At 28.1% G+C, this 15,083-nt stretch carries 19 protein-coding genes; 3 read left to right on the top strand and 16 right to left on the bottom strand.

Features of this window, described 5'->3' with window-relative positions:
* Nucleotides 1–17: 17 nt before the first annotated feature.
* Together JK634_RS19405 and yjbM are read right to left on the bottom strand one after the other, a co-directional pair.
* Nucleotides 18–788 carry a hypothetical protein gene (locus tag JK634_RS19405; RefSeq protein ID WP_202769411.1) on the bottom strand — a complete coding sequence of 257 codons (771 nt, stop codon included), beginning with the start codon at nucleotides 786–788 and terminating at the stop codon, nucleotides 18–20.
* A 166-nt stretch (nucleotides 789–954) separates the two neighbouring features.
* Nucleotides 955–1,749 (bottom strand): GTP diphosphokinase, encoded by a 795-nt coding sequence (gene yjbM, locus JK634_RS19400; protein WP_202769410.1) that lies wholly within the window; start codon nucleotides 1,747–1,749, stop codon nucleotides 955–957.
* Between the two features lie 116 nt (nucleotides 1,750–1,865).
* On the opposite strand from yjbM, the gene JK634_RS19395 reads away from it, so the two are divergent.
* Together JK634_RS19395 and JK634_RS19390 are read left to right on the top strand one after the other, a co-directional pair.
* Complete coding sequence (locus tag JK634_RS19395) at nucleotides 1,866–2,660, top strand: DUF2225 domain-containing protein (protein ID WP_202769409.1); 795 nt, start codon at nucleotides 1,866–1,868, stop codon at nucleotides 2,658–2,660.
* Between the two features lie 24 nt (nucleotides 2,661–2,684).
* Nucleotides 2,685–3,665, top strand: coding sequence for a methyl-accepting chemotaxis protein (locus JK634_RS19390; protein ID WP_202769408.1), 981 nt, complete (start codon nucleotides 2,685–2,687; stop codon nucleotides 3,663–3,665).
* A 92-nt stretch (nucleotides 3,666–3,757) separates the two neighbouring features.
* Here the strand turns inward: JK634_RS19390 and JK634_RS19385 are convergent, their stop codons facing one another.
* The 10 genes from JK634_RS19385 to JK634_RS19340 form a co-directional block, all read right to left on the bottom strand.
* A complete protein-coding gene (locus tag JK634_RS19385; RefSeq protein ID WP_202769407.1) occupies nucleotides 3,758–4,039 on the bottom strand; it encodes an ArsR/SmtB family transcription factor in 282 nt (93 codons plus the stop codon).
* Between the two features lie 102 nt (nucleotides 4,040–4,141).
* Nucleotides 4,142–4,828, bottom strand: a complete 687-nt coding sequence (locus JK634_RS19380) for a metallophosphoesterase (protein WP_202769406.1) — start codon at nucleotides 4,826–4,828, stop codon at nucleotides 4,142–4,144.
* A gap of 26 nt (nucleotides 4,829–4,854) precedes the next feature.
* Nucleotides 4,855–5,118: an EscU/YscU/HrcU family type III secretion system export apparatus switch protein gene (locus JK634_RS19375; RefSeq protein WP_202769405.1), complete on the bottom strand. Its 264-nt coding sequence runs from the start codon at nucleotides 5,116–5,118 to the stop codon at nucleotides 4,855–4,857.
* A gap of 7 nt (nucleotides 5,119–5,125) precedes the next feature.
* Nucleotides 5,126–6,916, bottom strand: a complete 1,791-nt coding sequence (locus JK634_RS19370) for a hypothetical protein (RefSeq protein WP_202769404.1) — start codon at nucleotides 6,914–6,916, stop codon at nucleotides 5,126–5,128.
* A 136-nt stretch (nucleotides 6,917–7,052) separates the two neighbouring features.
* A complete protein-coding gene (gene tyrS, locus JK634_RS19365; protein WP_202769403.1) occupies nucleotides 7,053–8,273 on the bottom strand; it encodes a tyrosine--tRNA ligase in 1,221 nt (406 codons plus the stop codon).
* Between the two features lie 224 nt (nucleotides 8,274–8,497).
* Nucleotides 8,498–8,920 carry a hypothetical protein gene (locus JK634_RS19360; protein WP_202769402.1) on the bottom strand — a complete coding sequence of 141 codons (423 nt, stop codon included), beginning with the start codon at nucleotides 8,918–8,920 and terminating at the stop codon, nucleotides 8,498–8,500.
* Nucleotides 8,921–8,971: 51 nt separating this feature from the next.
* Nucleotides 8,972–10,126, bottom strand: a complete 1,155-nt coding sequence (locus JK634_RS19355) for an AlbA family DNA-binding domain-containing protein (RefSeq protein ID WP_202769401.1) — start codon at nucleotides 10,124–10,126, stop codon at nucleotides 8,972–8,974.
* A 134-nt stretch (nucleotides 10,127–10,260) separates the two neighbouring features.
* The gene (locus JK634_RS19350) at nucleotides 10,261–10,752 is read right to left on the bottom strand and encodes a YajQ family cyclic di-GMP-binding protein (RefSeq protein ID WP_202769400.1); all 492 of its coding nucleotides are present in this window, start codon (nucleotides 10,750–10,752) and stop codon (nucleotides 10,261–10,263) included.
* Between the two features lie 274 nt (nucleotides 10,753–11,026).
* Nucleotides 11,027–11,425 carry a type II toxin-antitoxin system PemK/MazF family toxin gene (locus JK634_RS19345; RefSeq protein ID WP_202769399.1) on the bottom strand — a complete coding sequence of 133 codons (399 nt, stop codon included), beginning with the start codon at nucleotides 11,423–11,425 and terminating at the stop codon, nucleotides 11,027–11,029.
* Nucleotides 11,426–11,427: 2 nt separating this feature from the next.
* Nucleotides 11,428–11,574, bottom strand: a complete 147-nt coding sequence (locus JK634_RS19340; protein WP_202769398.1) for a hypothetical protein — start codon at nucleotides 11,572–11,574, stop codon at nucleotides 11,428–11,430.
* A gap of 343 nt (nucleotides 11,575–11,917) precedes the next feature.
* Between JK634_RS19340 and JK634_RS19335 the strand changes: the two genes are divergently transcribed.
* On the top strand, nucleotides 11,918–12,568 hold the full coding sequence (locus JK634_RS19335) for a hypothetical protein (RefSeq protein ID WP_202769397.1): 651 nt from the start codon (nucleotides 11,918–11,920) through the stop codon (nucleotides 12,566–12,568).
* Nucleotides 12,569–12,590: 22 nt separating this feature from the next.
* Here the strand turns inward: JK634_RS19335 and JK634_RS19330 are convergent, their stop codons facing one another.
* The 4 genes from JK634_RS19330 to JK634_RS19315 form a co-directional block, all read right to left on the bottom strand.
* On the bottom strand, nucleotides 12,591–12,737 hold the full coding sequence (locus JK634_RS19330) for a hypothetical protein (RefSeq protein WP_202769396.1): 147 nt from the start codon (nucleotides 12,735–12,737) through the stop codon (nucleotides 12,591–12,593).
* Between the two features lie 202 nt (nucleotides 12,738–12,939).
* Nucleotides 12,940–13,620 carry a hypothetical protein gene (locus tag JK634_RS19325; RefSeq protein WP_202769395.1) on the bottom strand — a complete coding sequence of 227 codons (681 nt, stop codon included), beginning with the start codon at nucleotides 13,618–13,620 and terminating at the stop codon, nucleotides 12,940–12,942.
* Complete coding sequence (locus tag JK634_RS19320; RefSeq protein ID WP_202769394.1) at nucleotides 13,613–14,251, bottom strand: hypothetical protein; 639 nt, start codon at nucleotides 14,249–14,251, stop codon at nucleotides 13,613–13,615. Before JK634_RS19320 ends, JK634_RS19325 begins: the two co-directional genes overlap by 8 nt.
* On the bottom strand, nucleotides 14,232–15,065 hold the full coding sequence (locus JK634_RS19315) for a hypothetical protein (RefSeq protein WP_202769393.1): 834 nt from the start codon (nucleotides 15,063–15,065) through the stop codon (nucleotides 14,232–14,234). Before JK634_RS19315 ends, JK634_RS19320 begins: the two co-directional genes overlap by 20 nt.
* Nucleotides 15,066–15,083: the final 18 nt, after the last annotated feature.

Genomic DNA, 15,083 nt, shown 5'->3' with positions numbered 1-15,083 from the left:
GATATTTAAACTCGATTTTATACTGATAATTTATAATCCACCAAAAGCATTTTAGCTTTTTTGCTTCCATAATTATTTATAAAATTAATCTTATCCATTTCAATAATTTCTAGATTTAGAAAATCAATTAAATACTTTTCATCAATTACTTCCTCTTTAAGCATTTTAGATAACACCTCTATAACTAAATCTATTTCAATGTCGTTATAGACATACTTAACTACATTTATATTATCTTCTATAAAGCATTTAAGTTCCTCGTAGGTATAAGTTATGTAATTTATTGCTTCTTCACTTATTTTAATTGCCTTTCTCCTGCATTCTAAGCTAGGATTATCCACAAACCTAATGGCTCCCCAGTATGTATCAAGTGCCTTTAGTATAACTTTCTCTGATGGATTTTTTATATATTTAATTGCATCATAATCTTTTTCTACTGAAATCAATTGAATTTCTTCTGAAGGATCTTTTACAAATTGAATTGCCCATCCCTTAGTCTTAACTGCTTCCTTAATTACCACCTCAGAAGGGTTCTTTATTAACTTTAATGAATTCCATAGACTCTTTACCCCTAATATTTGCACTTCTTCAGCTGAATCTTCAATATATTCAATGCTCAATGGATTATTTCTCACTGCTTTCAATTGAACTTCCACTGATGGATTTTTTATATACCTAATTGCTGTACCATTTTTTCCGACTGCTAATAATTGAAGTTCTTCTGATGGATTTTCAATTTCTCTTATATATATTGGATTATCTTTTATTTTAATTTCATAACTGTTCATATTAAATTTCCTTTCATAAATTCACTTTAATTCTATATTTATATTTGTTATTACTTAATATCAATTATTAAGGATATTGTATATAATAAAGGCTTCTCAATCTATAGGGTTTTAAGCTAAGTTTCCTATAAAAAACCCTATGTAATCATGAGTTGCCTTTATATATTTAACCTTCTTTATACTTATCAATATCTCTATGTATAGAAAATAATAAACTATTTAATTCCCATACTTCACCATCTTCAATAAGTTTATTTAATGAAATCTGATACCTACTAGCATCCGCAATTCTACCTAAACTGGTTAATGTAAGTATACTACTCATTATGCTTGATATTATATCTGATTTTACTTCAAAAAGTTTTTGTGCATCCTTTATTTCATCCTTTATAAATAGCATTTCCTCATCTAACCTAAAAGCTGCGTCAGCTGCACTCTTCAATTTTTCACTTATTTCTATTGGCTTTTGATGTTTATATTTATAATTAAGTGAATGTTCAATTGTAGCCCAAAAGTTCATTGCCAATGTTCTAATCTGAAGTTCAATTAATAATTCTTTTTGGCCATCAATCATATTTACTGGATACTTTATTATCATATGGTAACTTCTATATCCAGACGGCTTAACATTTTTGACATAATCTTTTTCATATAATATCTGCATATCAGTTCTTTTTCTAAGAAGTTTAACAACTGTATCAATATCATCAACAAATTGACACATTATTCTTATTCCACCTATATCCTCAAGCTCATACTCTAATCTATTTATAGGTATACCAAATTTATTTGCTTTTTCTAACATTGAAGATACTTCTTTCACTCTACCAGTTATAAACTCAATTGGTGAATATTCATTTTTTCTTCTATATTCTTTTCTAATACTTTTTAGTTTAACCTTAATTTCTTCAACTGCCTGTTCATAAGGCATCAAGAATTTTTTCCAATCACTTATTGCCATATTATATCACCTATTCTCAAATTCTACATTTATTATATCAAAATATTCCTCTTATGATAATTAAATTTTGAACGATAATATAATATATGTTAATATATACTTAGAGGTGTATTGCGATGAATGATATTTTTTCTGGATTAGAAAACCTAGGTTTTGATGACCTAAAGAATTTAAAAGTTTATGATGAAGCAAAAAAACAAGAATCAGCGCCGAATAAGGCAAAACAAGTTTCACAAGAAGATTTTTTATTTGACAAGCAAGTTTCTTGTCCAGTATGTGGTACCTCTTTCAAAACCCCTACTTATAAAGTGAATGGGCCTAGAAAAAAGGGACAAGATACTGATTTATTTATTCATTATGATGTTGTTAACCCCTATTTTTATGATGTTTGGGTTTGCAACAGTTGTGGATATGCAGCAATGAAGACTGATTTTCCAAAAATAAAATCATTTCAAAAGGATATTATACTATCTTCAATAACTCCTAAATGGAAAGGAAGAGAATATCCTAACGTCATAGATGAAAAGTTAGCTATAGAAAAATATAAATTAGCACTTGTTAATGCAATCTATATTCAGGCTAAAAATAGTACAAAAGCTATGATTTGCTTAAAAATAGCTTGGATGCATAGGATGCTTAATGATAAAGAAAATGAGTTATCGTTTTTGTCTCAGGCCTTGAAAGGATTTAATGATGCATATAGTACTGAGGATTTCCCAATCTATGGCATGCAAAGATATACTGTTATGTTTTTAATTGGTGAATTAAGCAGAAGGACTAAAAATTATGACGATGCAATGCGATGGTTCTCACAGGTAATTACTACTCCTGGAGTTCCTGAAAAGGTTAAGAACTTATGTAGAGATTGTAGGGATCTTATACGTGAAGAATTATCTGATTCTCAAAATTAATATTTTTACTTAGGAGGCTTTATTATGGGATTTTTTAACAGTTCAAAGAAACAAAATATCGAAGAAAGTTTTCAAACAACTAACGAAAATGTAGAGGTTACTCCAGTTATGGAGAAAAAAGTTGACTCACAAGTTTTATCATCAATAAAAAGTGAAATTCAATCACTTCAAGGGAATTCAGATACATTTAATTCATCTATAAACAATATAGATAATACATTAAGTTCTCTAGCAGATTCCTCAGTAAAACAAAGTCAAAATATATCGGAAGTTACTTCTTTTGTTGAGAACCTACGTTCATCAATGGAAGAATTAGCATATAACGTTACAAATGTTCACATAAAAGTTCTAGATACTGATGATGCTGCTGGAAAAGGTATAAGCACAATCACAACTCTAGACGGCTCACTTGAAGAATTAAAGAATGCATTCAATGTAAGTTCTTCTACTGTAAATGACTTGGTTGGCAAATTAGAATATGTTAATTCAATTACAGATTCTATAAGTCAAATAGCAAACCAAACCAATCTTTTAGCTCTTAATGCTGCTATAGAAGCTGCTAGAGCAGGAGAAGCTGGAAGAGGTTTCTCAGTTGTTGCAGGAGAAGTTAGAAAACTAGCAGAAAATTCAAAACAAGCAGTTCAAAGTATAACTAAATTACTTGAAGAAATTAAGGTTGACATAATAAGTGCATCTAATGCTATAAACGGAGGAAATGATGCTCTTGTTTCTCAAGAAGAAGCTATTTCCTCTACTAAAGATTCATTTAGTAGCATAAAATCTTCTATTAATGATGCAACTCAAGAAATAGAAGTATTCGTAGAAAACCTAACAACCGTTGCTGCAAAAACTTCAGAAGCTACTGATCAAGTTAAAGACTTAGAAACATTAACTTTAGAAAATGCAGCATTAACTCAAGAAATAGCTGCTACATTAAAAGAAGAAGCTCTATCTTCTTCAAGCATAAATGATGGTTTAAAGAGAATTGCTAATTTAATTGAATAGCATATAAATAATATATTATTTTATTTCATTAAATTTTCCTTGGCAAAAAATAAGAAGAGAAAGGTAACCCTTTCTCTTTTTTATTTTAACTTTTAAGTCTCACAAATAGATTTTACAATTTTAATTATTTTTTCATTTTTTACTTTATAAATTATTTCTAGACCTTTTCTTTCCCCATGAATTATACCAGCTGCCCTTAGCTTTCCAAGGTGTTGAGAAACTGTTGATTGTGGCATATTTAAGCACTCTTGCATTTTAGACACATTACATCCGCCGTGTTCTGCCAATCCTTTTACTATGCATAACCTTACTGGGTGTGCTAAAACCTTTAATATCTCACACAAATCTTCCAATTCTTTATAATTTAATTCCATAATATCACCCCAAACTACTCTCCATGTTTTTTCTCATTGTAATCTAGTATATTCTTATACTATGATACACTAATTAAACAAGCAAGAAAAAATGAAATAAATTTAAAGTATTTTTATTGGATTAAAATCAATATAATCACACGAAGTCATAATATATTCAATTCCATCCTTTTCTCCGTTTAGTACATTCCCCAATGAAGGTCCATGAAGATGTCCATATACAACCTTTTTAACTCCATACTCTTTGAATATGCTAATAAATCCAGATTCATTAAATTTCTCATTAGTTGGCGGGTAATGAATCATACAAATTATATTTTCAAAGCCTTTACTTTTAGCACTATCTAAAGATAACTTTAATCTTATAAGCTCTCTGTTATATATTTTTTCATCTTTTTGAGAGAATTTTTCACTTCCTGGGCATATCCATCCTCTTGATCCACAAATAGCCCATTCATTATATTCAAAAAAGTTGTTCTGTATAAAATTCATATTATCATATAATGAATTTAATTTTTTTATTCCACCCCACCAATAATCATGATTACCTTTAATTATTACTTTTCTTCCAGGTAATTCGTTTATCCAATTTAAATCTTCTAAGCTTTCGTCTGTTTTCATTGACCAAGATATATCTCCAGCAATTAGAACTGTATCTTCATTACTTATATTCTTAATCCAATTTTGTTTTATCTTTTCTTCATGCTTTATCCACTTATCTCCAAATATATCCATCGGCTTATCTGAATTAAATGATAGGTGCAAGTCTGATATTGCGTATAATGCCATGTTAAGTCACCCTTTACCTATTTAATTTACTTTCGATTTTTATTATCTAAGTCTGTAATAAAAGCAATTACATGGGCTACAGCTTCATATAAATCATCTGGTATTTCATTTCCTACATCAACATTGCAAAGTAAATCTGCTAACTCTTTATTAACTACTACTGGTACGTCATTTTCATGAGCCTTTTCAAGTATTTTATCCGCTACATATCCCATTCCAGCTGCAGTAACCACTGGAGCATCATAATTCTCTTCATATTTTAAGGCTGCTACTTTTCTTTTATGATTCATGGTTAGTCTACACCTTTCTATCTAAAATCACTAAGTTTGTTGAATTGAAAAATTCCCTTGAGTTTGTAAGATTAACCTCTTCAATTGCTTGAGATACTACTACCTCACTATTATATCCTAGTGAATTCAATGCATTCAGTAGATTCCTACTCTCTTTTTCAAAACTTTTAATATATTCCTCACTACATTTTAAATCAATATATAAATTTTTACCTTTTAAGTTTAAGAAAGCATCCACTTTTCCCAAATTAACTGTATTAACAGATACCACCATTTTAATGTTAGTAGAGTCTATTTTCTTACCTTTACCTCTCTCATCTTTGATAATTAGCTTGCAATCATATTCTCTTTCCTTAAGCTTTAACGGAACATCCATATAATAATAGTTATTGCTAATTGAGTTAAATGTTTTAAATTCATTCAAATTATTTTTTATGAAGTCTAAAGCTTTTGTAAATACTTCCTTTTCGCTATCTCCTGACTTAGTTGCTACAATTAATTCTTTTATTAAATTTTTAACTTCGATACTTTTTTCTTTAATTGAATCCTTAACTAGTTCATTTGTTGGCTTAATATTATTTTTAATTATTTCTTCATTTTTATCTGTGTCTAAAGAAAATATATCTTTTATTTCTTTAAATTCGTCATTATCTACATTATAACCCTTTTGTTTAAGTTCATTTGCAATTTGTCTTAAGTCTTTGGAATTTAAGGTTTCGATAGTTTTATTATTGCCTTTTAAATATGTTTCTACTTCTTCTTTAAAAATATCTTTTGTTAAAACCTTTTGAGAACTATCCTTCAAATTACCTTGTGACACTTCTTCATCATTTCCTGCTATAGCCGATTTAGTATCACTTTTGTTTAATAATTCTTTGCTCCTTACTTCGGTAGCAGTGCTTTCCTCTATTTCTCCAGACATCTTTTTAAGAACATCAAGCATACTGACTTTCTTATCTTGAACATTGTTTGCATAAATCTCTTTGGGTAAAATAGTTCTATTATTTTTTAATTCCCCAGTATCATCATTACTTGTACCAATATTCGTAGAATTATTATTAATACTTTCATCTAGGGTCTCAAAATTTGAATTCTTTTCTATTTGTCCATTAAGGAGCATTTTTTCAATTGATTTTCCATCCTTAAATAAGTTATTATAACTTTTTATATTTTCTTCAGTTAATTCAATGTTATTTTCTACCATTGTTAATATATCATTATGATCTATATTTTTAAATTCCTTAAAAAATCCTTCCAAAGCTGTTCTTACTTCCAAAGCTTTTGGAGTACCATCTGAAATATTTTTACTAGCCAAAAAATTATTTATAAATTCATTAATCTCACCACTATTAACTTTTGATTGGTCATTAAAATAAAATATTGAAGAAAATTTTAATATATTCTCCCTCGTTAAAGGTATATTAAATTTCACTAAATTCTTTAAAACATCAATATCATTTTTAGCCAATCCTTCAGATTTAATTAAAGCTTGCAATGGATCCTGTTCTTGGCTTGTACCTTTATTCTCATCTGCTACTAATTTCAGTTTAAGTTTTCCTTGGTCAAACCCCAAAACTTGAAATTTCAAGAGCTTATCTAATTGCTCTGGAGTTAGCTCTCCATCCAACTGTGCAAGGAACTGCCAACCATCTAATAATTTTATTGTAAATTCACCTTTACCATCACTATTCTTAATTATTCTACCAGAAAATTTTTCTCCTACTTCAAATGTTAGTTTCGAAGATAGTCTTTTAGCTCCTACAGAATAAACAGAATTTATATTCCAAACTCCAGGCATAGTAATCCTCTCCTAAAAAATTAATATACAATATATATCGTATAAATTTATAAAAAATTGAAAGAGGATACACTTAAGATTTTAATATAAAGAAATTATATATTCCTAAAGTGATCCTCTAAAATTAGAATAAATTTTATTCTACAACTATCCTATTATAGTTCTTTTTACCTCTTTTAATTAATGCAGAGCCTTCTTTAACATCTTCTTCAGAAAATTCTCTTTTAAAGTCTAAAACTTTTTCTCCATTTAGAGTTAATCCACCTTGCTCCACTAGTCTTCTTCCTTCTTTTTTAGAAGGTATAACTGAAGTTTCCACTAATAAATCTAAAAGTGCTTTACCAAATACATCTTTGCCCACTGTTACAGTTGGAACATTACTTAAGTCATTTCCTGAACCAAATAATGCTTCTGAAGCTTCTTTAGCCTTCTGAGCTTCTATTTCACCATGAACTAACTTTGTAACTTCGTATGCTAATACCTTTTTAGCCTCATTAATTTCAGCATCTTTTAAGCTGCCTAAACGTCTCACTTCTTCCATCGGTAAAAATGTAAGAAGTGCTAAGCACTTTTGCACATCAGCATCTCCAACATTTCTCCAGTATTGATAGAAATCATATGGAGAAGTTTTTTCTGGATCTAACCACAATGCACCATTTACGGTTTTACCCATCTTTTGTCCTTCACTATTGGTTAATAACGTACATGTCATTGCAAAAGATTCTTTAGCTGATTTTTTTCTTATAAGTTCAACTCCAGCTATCATGTTAGACCACTGATCATCTCCGCCCAATTGCATTTTGCAATCATATTCCTTATTTAATACATAAAAGTCATACCCTTGCATAAGCATATAATTAAACTCAAGAAATGATAATCCTTTTTCTAATCTTTGTTTAAAACACTCAGCTGTAAGCATTCTATTTACTGAAAAATGAGTTCCTATTTCTCTTAAGAAGTCTACATAATTTAAGTTAAGTAGCCAATCAGCATTATTTACAATTAAAGCTTTTCCATCTTCAAAATCAATAAACTTTTCCATCTGCTTCTTTATAGATGCTACGTTATGCTCTATTTGCTCTTTAGTAAGCATCTTTCTCATATCTGTTTTTCCACTTGGGTCTCCAACCATTGCTGTACCACCACCCAATAGGGCTATAGGTCTATGTCCTGCTTTTTGCATATGTGCCATAAACATCATTGCTATGAAATGCCCAACATGTAGAGAATCTGCTGTAGGGTCAAATCCTATATAAAAAGTTATCTTTTCTTTCTCTAATAATTCTCTTGTTTCTTGCTCATGAGTAAATTGTTTTATGTACCCACGATCCATAAGTTCGTCTAAAATCATTGACATTATACTTCCTCCTAATAAATGCGCATATATACTTAGTATATAAATAATTCAATATTTTATCAACAAATTCTGCTACTAAATATCTTAAAGACTATTATTTCCCAAAGAGTAAAATAAAAAAGCCCTATTACAGGCTTTATACTAAGTTACACCCATTTTCTTTTCATGAAAGATATTTTAAATGGATGTAACCTAGTTTTATATTAAAGAAATTGTTTTCAAATCTAACTATAGCTATAACTATACTGCCTTATAAATTCAGGCACGTCATTACAATTATGATTTAAGTTTATAAAAAACTTAACTCCAAACCTCCTACTTAAATTTTTCATTTTTTCGAACAATAACTCGGCTCCATTAAGTTCATTACCTCTGACAATGTTTGAAAGACCATCTACATAAATATTTTCGATGTCATAGTTTTCAGAAATTAGACCGCATAAAAAACCATAAAAGCTTTCATAATCCTTTAAAGTAAACTCTTCAGTTGAGATAAACCGTATTTTTCTATTTAATGATAACATCGTTCTATTATCATCATCTATAAATACTGAATCTCCTTTAGCATCCTCTAAATTGTCATTTGCTAAGTTTATAAGTTTTTTGGTTTTTCCTGATCCTCTTTCGCTACAAAATACCTGAATCATTCTTACCACCCCTTATATTTATTTTATTGGTATAGGGATAAATCCCTACACCTAATTTTCACAAATTGACCATCCTGGGAAAATGACTTTAAAAATTCCTTCAATCCTTGAGTTAACAAACTTTACCCGCCCTTTACCATAAAAAGCTTTTTTCATTATATTAAACCCATCCACGCCTTGTGAAAAGCGCTTATCATCATCTAAAGTAATCATTTTTTCATATAACCATATATTCCTTTTTAAGTAGCTAAAGTTATTTTGATAAACCTTTGGATATAGGAGATTTCCTGGACTCATTACTTCGATAGATTTATATCCTATAACTACATCTATTCCTCTATTTATATGAGTATAATCTCTATATAATACCGCGTTTTTTAATGCTTCGAGTATTGGTTTCTTAGGATATTCATTGGGTAAAATCTCATTTATCTTCTTTTCACTTTCATCTATTATATTCATTAGATTTCCTGAAATAACTACTGTTTCTTCTATACCTTCTTTATTTAATACTCTAATTGTAACAATATTATTAGGTATGTATAAATAATTTATATCTGAGAAAACTAATAATCCACCTAGTGAGCAAAAATAATTATCTGAGTCACCATCTCTTACTATTATGGATGCACTTTCCAAGAGAAATTCTTTATTCTCATCATTTATAATTATGCCCTTCTTTTGAAAATACTTATTTACTAAATTCATATTTAAAGCACTAATATTACTTCGTATAAGAGGAAATGATTCTAAAACTATATTTAAGTTTTCTTGGAATGCAGATAATAATTCCTCTTTTCTCATAACATCTGTTGTAGATCCTCTTCTAATATAAAAAGCTCCATTTTCTCTTATTTGATATGGTTTTTGCTGCCCATCATATATAGTTATTACTCCTATATACTTTTTTTCAATCTCAAAAAAATCTACTTTTATAGGAATTGGTGTTTCGCATCTAGACGCCACTATTTGTTGAATTTGTTCTTCACTAAAAATGTAATCCTTATCAATTCCAATTATCTTTTTAGTTTTATCCTCAATTCCTACTATTAAGTACCCTCTTCCCCCTTTGGAGTTTGCAATAGCGCAAATATCTTTAGCAAGTTCCTTTTTCCCACTATCTGAGCTTATATCTATCTTTTGCTTAAAATCTAACTTTATTCCCTCTTCTTGTTTAATAAGGGTCATTAATTTTCTTCTATCCATAACTTTTCCCCTTATATCCTTCTTATATTCATTATAGTATATAATATAAATAATTTATATAAAAAGTCTACTAATATAAAATAAAAGTGATTAAAAGTAATCTAAATTACCCTAATCACTTTTTATAAATCCTTTTATCTAAAATTTACAAATTGAACAGCTATATTGAAATCTTTTTGTTTTACTAGTCCAATCACTTCTTGTAAATCATCCTTACTCTTTCCTGTTATTCTTAGTTGATCTTCCATTACTTGTGTTTGCACTTTAATTTTAGATGCTTTAATTTCACTTTGGATTTCTTTTGCTTTTTCTTTAGAAATTCCATTTACAATCTTAGCTGTAACTCTTACTGTCCCCAAGCTAGCAGTATCAATTTTTCCAATATCAAGAGCTTTAGGCGAAATTCCTCTCTTAACAAATTTAGCTTTTAATATTTCTATAGTTGTTTTTAACTTATATTCATCTTCTGAGTGTATTTTTATTTCATCTTTTAATAATTCAATAGACGTTTTGCTTCCTTTAAAATCGTATCTTTGACTTATTTCTTTTAATGCTTGATTTACAGCATTGTCAACTTCTTGCATATCAACCTGTGAAACAATATCGAAAGAATAACTACTTGCCATATTTTATCTTTAGTGAAAGAGTGTATTCTAAGTACCAAACTCTCACTAAATACTCCTTTCTTTCTTATTATCCACTTTTTAGTGTCTAATAAGTTATTTTTATATGTAATGTCTAGTTTTTAATATATCATAAATGAAAAATAGCTTCAAATTATTTGTTTATTTTTATTATAAAGGTAATTTGATTTTTTGCATAATAAAAAACAGATATTTTTATCTGTCTTTTTATTGTTTATATAATAATTATTATATTTAACATATTATATGCTTATCTCTATATGTTGTCATTTAAAAACTCAATGAATTTGGTTAGTATTCTCACAAAATCCTCATCATCAGCAATACCTATTTTTCTAACGAATTGGCTCTCTGGTAAATTAATAGTCTTTGAAACTCTAGCTACTGATTTTTTATCTAAGTTAGCTTCTTTCCACTTAATAATCTCTGTGTCATATGGGTCATCTAATCTTACCTTATGCTTGGTCACTTTTACACTAATATAACTAGGTTCATTTGTCTCAATTTCAAGAACAGACATCATTTGTTTTTCACTAACTTCTTGCAAAACCATCACAGGTCTTATTTTATATTTTGTACTATCTTCCTCATATGGAAATTTTGCTAACCATACTTCTTGTGGATTAATATTATTCTCAGTGCTAGAATTACTCATTATTAATTATCCCTTCTCCATTCATCATTAACAGATATAACAACTTTTCCATCACTATTTCTAATTGTATTTTTTTCAGCTAACATAATAGCTTTTTTCATATTTTCTTGTAATTGCTTTTGGAGTTCTTGAATTCTCAAATTACTCACAAAACCACTCCCCTTTTTTAGCTTACGCCATCTCACATTTTTAGAACTATAGTTCCATTTCTTTATAATCATGTTACCACTCCTACGTGACCTTTTCAAGGACAAGCATTAATTTGTCGAACGATTTTTATTAAATTGATGTATTTTTTTCAAGAAAATGTCTATAATAATATAGTTGCCCATCTTTATTTCATCAAACAATACAAAAAAAGTTCACGATATATCTTATGAAAAATATATGTATAAATAGACTAGTTTTATATTATATTTCTGTCCATTTATTTGACATAATATTCTCCACAGATGTAAAATTATAGTATAATTTAAATAGGAGATGATATTCATGCCAAATGTGTTATTACAAGACCTTAATGCTGTAATTCATGGTACTTCAAGACATGGGCTTCCATATGATATTGCTCATGTAACAATTCTTCTTCAAACTGATTCTCAAATTCCTCCAGAACTTGAATGGGCTATACCTCACGTTGAAGACATCCCACCAAAAGCTCTCAATCTAATTAAAGATGGCAAAACTCCAATATACCCTATGCTTAAAAGTAAGTTAAGAGAGGGATTGTCAGACTTTTTTACTAATGTTGATTCCAATAACATGGAAGGAACTTTAGAAGATATTGAACAAGCTCTGTTATTAACTTCAATGCATGTGACAACAATTGAACCCTTAGAGAACAATGATTGCCGTTATGTTATTTCATATAAGTATAGGTTATATCCTGTTGAACAAAATATTTTTGATTTTAAGGTTTTGTTGCCTTTTGACGGATTAGGAATGATTAATGGTAGTAAACTTCAAGTCACATTAGTTTCTCCAATCGGTTCAGCAATAGACCCTGTTATAACTGATGCTAAAGATTTTAATGGACAATCTGTGGCTAACGAACAAATTGCTCCTATAGCCTTAGTTGGAAAACAAATAGTAAGCTTTGAAATTCATCAAGACCCTATATTTACAATTAGGTATCACTATTAAGTCTTATATAAAGAGGATTTATTTAATCCTCTTTTATTAATTCTGTTAATACAGCAAGTTCTCCACACACAAAATTCTTTTTAGTTTCAGAAACTCTATCCTCTGATAGAACCTCAATTAATTCTTCTAAAATTTCTTTTAGTTTATTTTTCAACAATTCTTTCTTCATTATTTTTCACCCCATAATATTAAATTTAAGCATATAAAAAAGACCTTCTTAATTGAAAGTCCTTATATATCTAATTTCTATATTATATCCTTCTTTAAGTATCATCTAAAATGTATACCCAAAAAATCTTAAACATTTTAATACATCTAGATGCACAATCTTAATATCCTACATTCTTATTTCCTTAAATTTACAAGAGAAACTATTCAACTAAATTTATCTCTTCGCATTTAGAAATCAAATGTGATTTGATATATGACACTTCTACATACATGCTTGTTTTTTCAATACTTTTAAATTTAACATAGAATATACATTTTGTTTGAGAAAATCTCTTTTCAGAATCTTTAATTTTAAATGTATATTTTTGTTGTTCTTCTATTATAATTGGGCTTGGACTAACTACTTCATATGAACTACTATTTATAATGTCTTGAGATATTTCTATATTATTTTTCATATGTATTGTGATTATATTTTCTCTATATTGCTCTGCAATAGAATTCACTAAAATTTCTATCTTATATTTTCTATTAATTTGTAGGACTTTTAGACTTAAATCCCTAGTATAATAACTAATCTTATAAGGTGAGTTATCATTCCTTATAGTTAGTAATTCTGAAATTCTTTCTTTAGTGTATTGTAACTCTTTTTCTCTTTCTGTTATTGTTTTATCTTTGTCTAATAAGTTCGTAGAAATATTACTAATTTCATTTTCATAGAATTGGCTCATAAACGTTACAAAAGAAACTAATGCAAATAATGTTATATAAAGAATTACTTCCCAAACTCCAGCCACGCTTCCTAATTTAGCACTTACCACTGCTGCAATTATAGGAATTATTGTAGATAAAATAAAAGATACTTGTCTCTTTCTATTCAATATATTCCACCACAATATTTAAAAGCTTTATAAGTTTATTGGGTATTGTAACAGTTGTACTTATTACACCATTATTTTTTATAGAAACTAACACCTTATCATATTCATTTAAATTTGGTATAAAAGTCACAAATTGAATTTTATTAGTGTTCATATTCAAAATATCTATTGCATCTAGTTTATTTTCTACAGTTTCTATAGCATCACTATCATTTATATAATCTAGTTGTATTACACTTTTTGATAGTCTTTGAACAATTGTCTTATAAAAGTGAGTACCAAATTCTAATTTAATAAATTCCAATCCTACTAACTTATTAATAAATTCAATAATAAGTTTATTGTAGTTTGCATGAATGTTTTCTATAAATAACTTATTACTATTCAAAGACAAAAATGTATTTACATATATATTTACAGGCATACTATTCACGTTACCAATAAATTTTGACCCTGTATGATATTCGTCATTTATATAAAATACAATATGATATATACAATCTTCCAACTTATTTATATGAAAAATCCCTATCTCCTCTTTTTTTACACTATAATAATCATAATCTAGCAACTTACTATTGAGGTCAGTGAAGTCAATATTTGCTTTATTCTCATAAATTTGAACATCCATCTATTTCACTTCCTTTCTCGTACAGAGACCTTGAATTCTCATATTTTCCTGATTTAATATTCATTAAAATATCGTATAAGTGTATACAAAATTTCTCCATACTTTTCTTCGACCTAAATTGACCATCTTCTAATACAATTCTATGTCCATTTTTATATAGTTTTACTGTTTTTAAATCATCTTCATATTCAATTAAAAATGCTATGTGCTCAAATACTCCACACTCACTATATATTGTATCTACTTGTGACTCCATTTCTGAAGCTGGATCTATTTCATAAGATAAATTTTTTGTACTATCTCCTATTTTATCTATTCTTTGTATCTTAATTTTTTTCCATACAAAATTATTTCTAATAAATTGAAACATCTGATTGTCAAATTTTATTGGAGTATACTTTATTCCAATATCTTCAAAGAAATTTAATATCTTAGTTTTTGTACTTTCTTCATTTGAATAACTAGCCTTTACTATTATTTTTGGCTCATTTGTAATAATTAATCTAGATTGAGCAAAATATTTATGACATCGTCTATTTTCTTTTACTGCCTCCGTGTCAGAATCATATGATATTTCAGTAAAATATCCTAAGCTATTTTCAAAAATATAAGTACAACTCAATTCATTCTTATTATCATTAAGTTTTATATCAGTATATCCTTCACTATTATAAATACTATTATCTCCGTATTTTGCTTGATTACTATTTAGGTAATTATAGATTTTTACTAAATCTAATTTTCCATCTTTAAAATATATTAAATCAAAAATATTTAATTCTTCATCTTTCTCATAGAAAAATATACTTGACATAAAACCTCATCCCCTTAC

The organism is Clostridium paridis (genome assembly GCF_016765615.1).
Classification (GTDB): domain Bacteria; phylum Bacillota; class Clostridia; order Clostridiales; family Clostridiaceae; genus Clostridium_T; species Clostridium_T paridis.
Note: the sequence above shows the minus strand (reverse complement) of the source record. Positions and strands in the feature narration are given on the sequence as shown.

Bases quoted from the DNA above. Each gene is read 5' to 3' on its own strand.
- JK634_RS19315 (WP_202769393.1), bottom strand. From the start codon at position 15,065: ATGTCAAGTATATTTTTCTATGAGAAAGATGAAGAATTAAATATTTTT.
- yjbM (WP_202769410.1), bottom strand. From the start codon at position 1,749: ATGGCAATAAGTGATTGGAAAAAATTCTTGATGCCTTATGAACAGGCA.
- JK634_RS19355 (WP_202769401.1), bottom strand. From the start codon at position 10,126: ATGGATAGAAGAAAATTAATGACCCTTATTAAACAAGAAGAGGGAATA.
- JK634_RS19385 (WP_202769407.1), bottom strand. From the start codon at position 4,039: ATGGAATTAAATTATAAAGAATTGGAAGATTTGTGTGAGATATTAAAG.
- JK634_RS19345 (WP_202769399.1), bottom strand. From the start codon at position 11,425: ATGAGTAATTCTAGCACTGAGAATAATATTAATCCACAAGAAGTATGG.
- JK634_RS19360 (WP_202769402.1), bottom strand. From the start codon at position 8,920: ATGATTCAGGTATTTTGTAGCGAAAGAGGATCAGGAAAAACCAAAAAA.
- JK634_RS19375 (WP_202769405.1), bottom strand. From the start codon at position 5,118: ATGAATCATAAAAGAAAAGTAGCAGCCTTAAAATATGAAGAGAATTAT.
- JK634_RS19350 (WP_202769400.1), bottom strand. From the start codon at position 10,752: ATGGCAAGTAGTTATTCTTTCGATATTGTTTCACAGGTTGATATGCAA.
- JK634_RS19330 (WP_202769396.1), bottom strand. From the start codon at position 12,737: ATGAAGAAAGAATTGTTGAAAAATAAACTAAAAGAAATTTTAGAAGAA.
- JK634_RS19320 (WP_202769394.1), bottom strand. From the start codon at position 14,251: ATGGATGTTCAAATTTATGAGAATAAAGCAAATATTGACTTCACTGAC.
- JK634_RS19335 (WP_202769397.1), top strand. From the start codon at position 11,918: ATGCCAAATGTGTTATTACAAGACCTTAATGCTGTAATTCATGGTACT.
- JK634_RS19380 (WP_202769406.1), bottom strand. From the start codon at position 4,828: ATGGCATTATACGCAATATCAGACTTGCACCTATCATTTAATTCAGAT.
- JK634_RS19395 (WP_202769409.1), top strand. From the start codon at position 1,866: ATGAATGATATTTTTTCTGGATTAGAAAACCTAGGTTTTGATGACCTA.
- JK634_RS19370 (WP_202769404.1), bottom strand. From the start codon at position 6,916: ATGCCTGGAGTTTGGAATATAAATTCTGTTTATTCTGTAGGAGCTAAA.
- JK634_RS19405 (WP_202769411.1), bottom strand. From the start codon at position 788: ATGAACAGTTATGAAATTAAAATAAAAGATAATCCAATATATATAAGA.
- tyrS (WP_202769403.1), bottom strand. From the start codon at position 8,273: ATGTCAATGATTTTAGACGAACTTATGGATCGTGGGTACATAAAACAA.
- JK634_RS19390 (WP_202769408.1), top strand. From the start codon at position 2,685: ATGGGATTTTTTAACAGTTCAAAGAAACAAAATATCGAAGAAAGTTTT.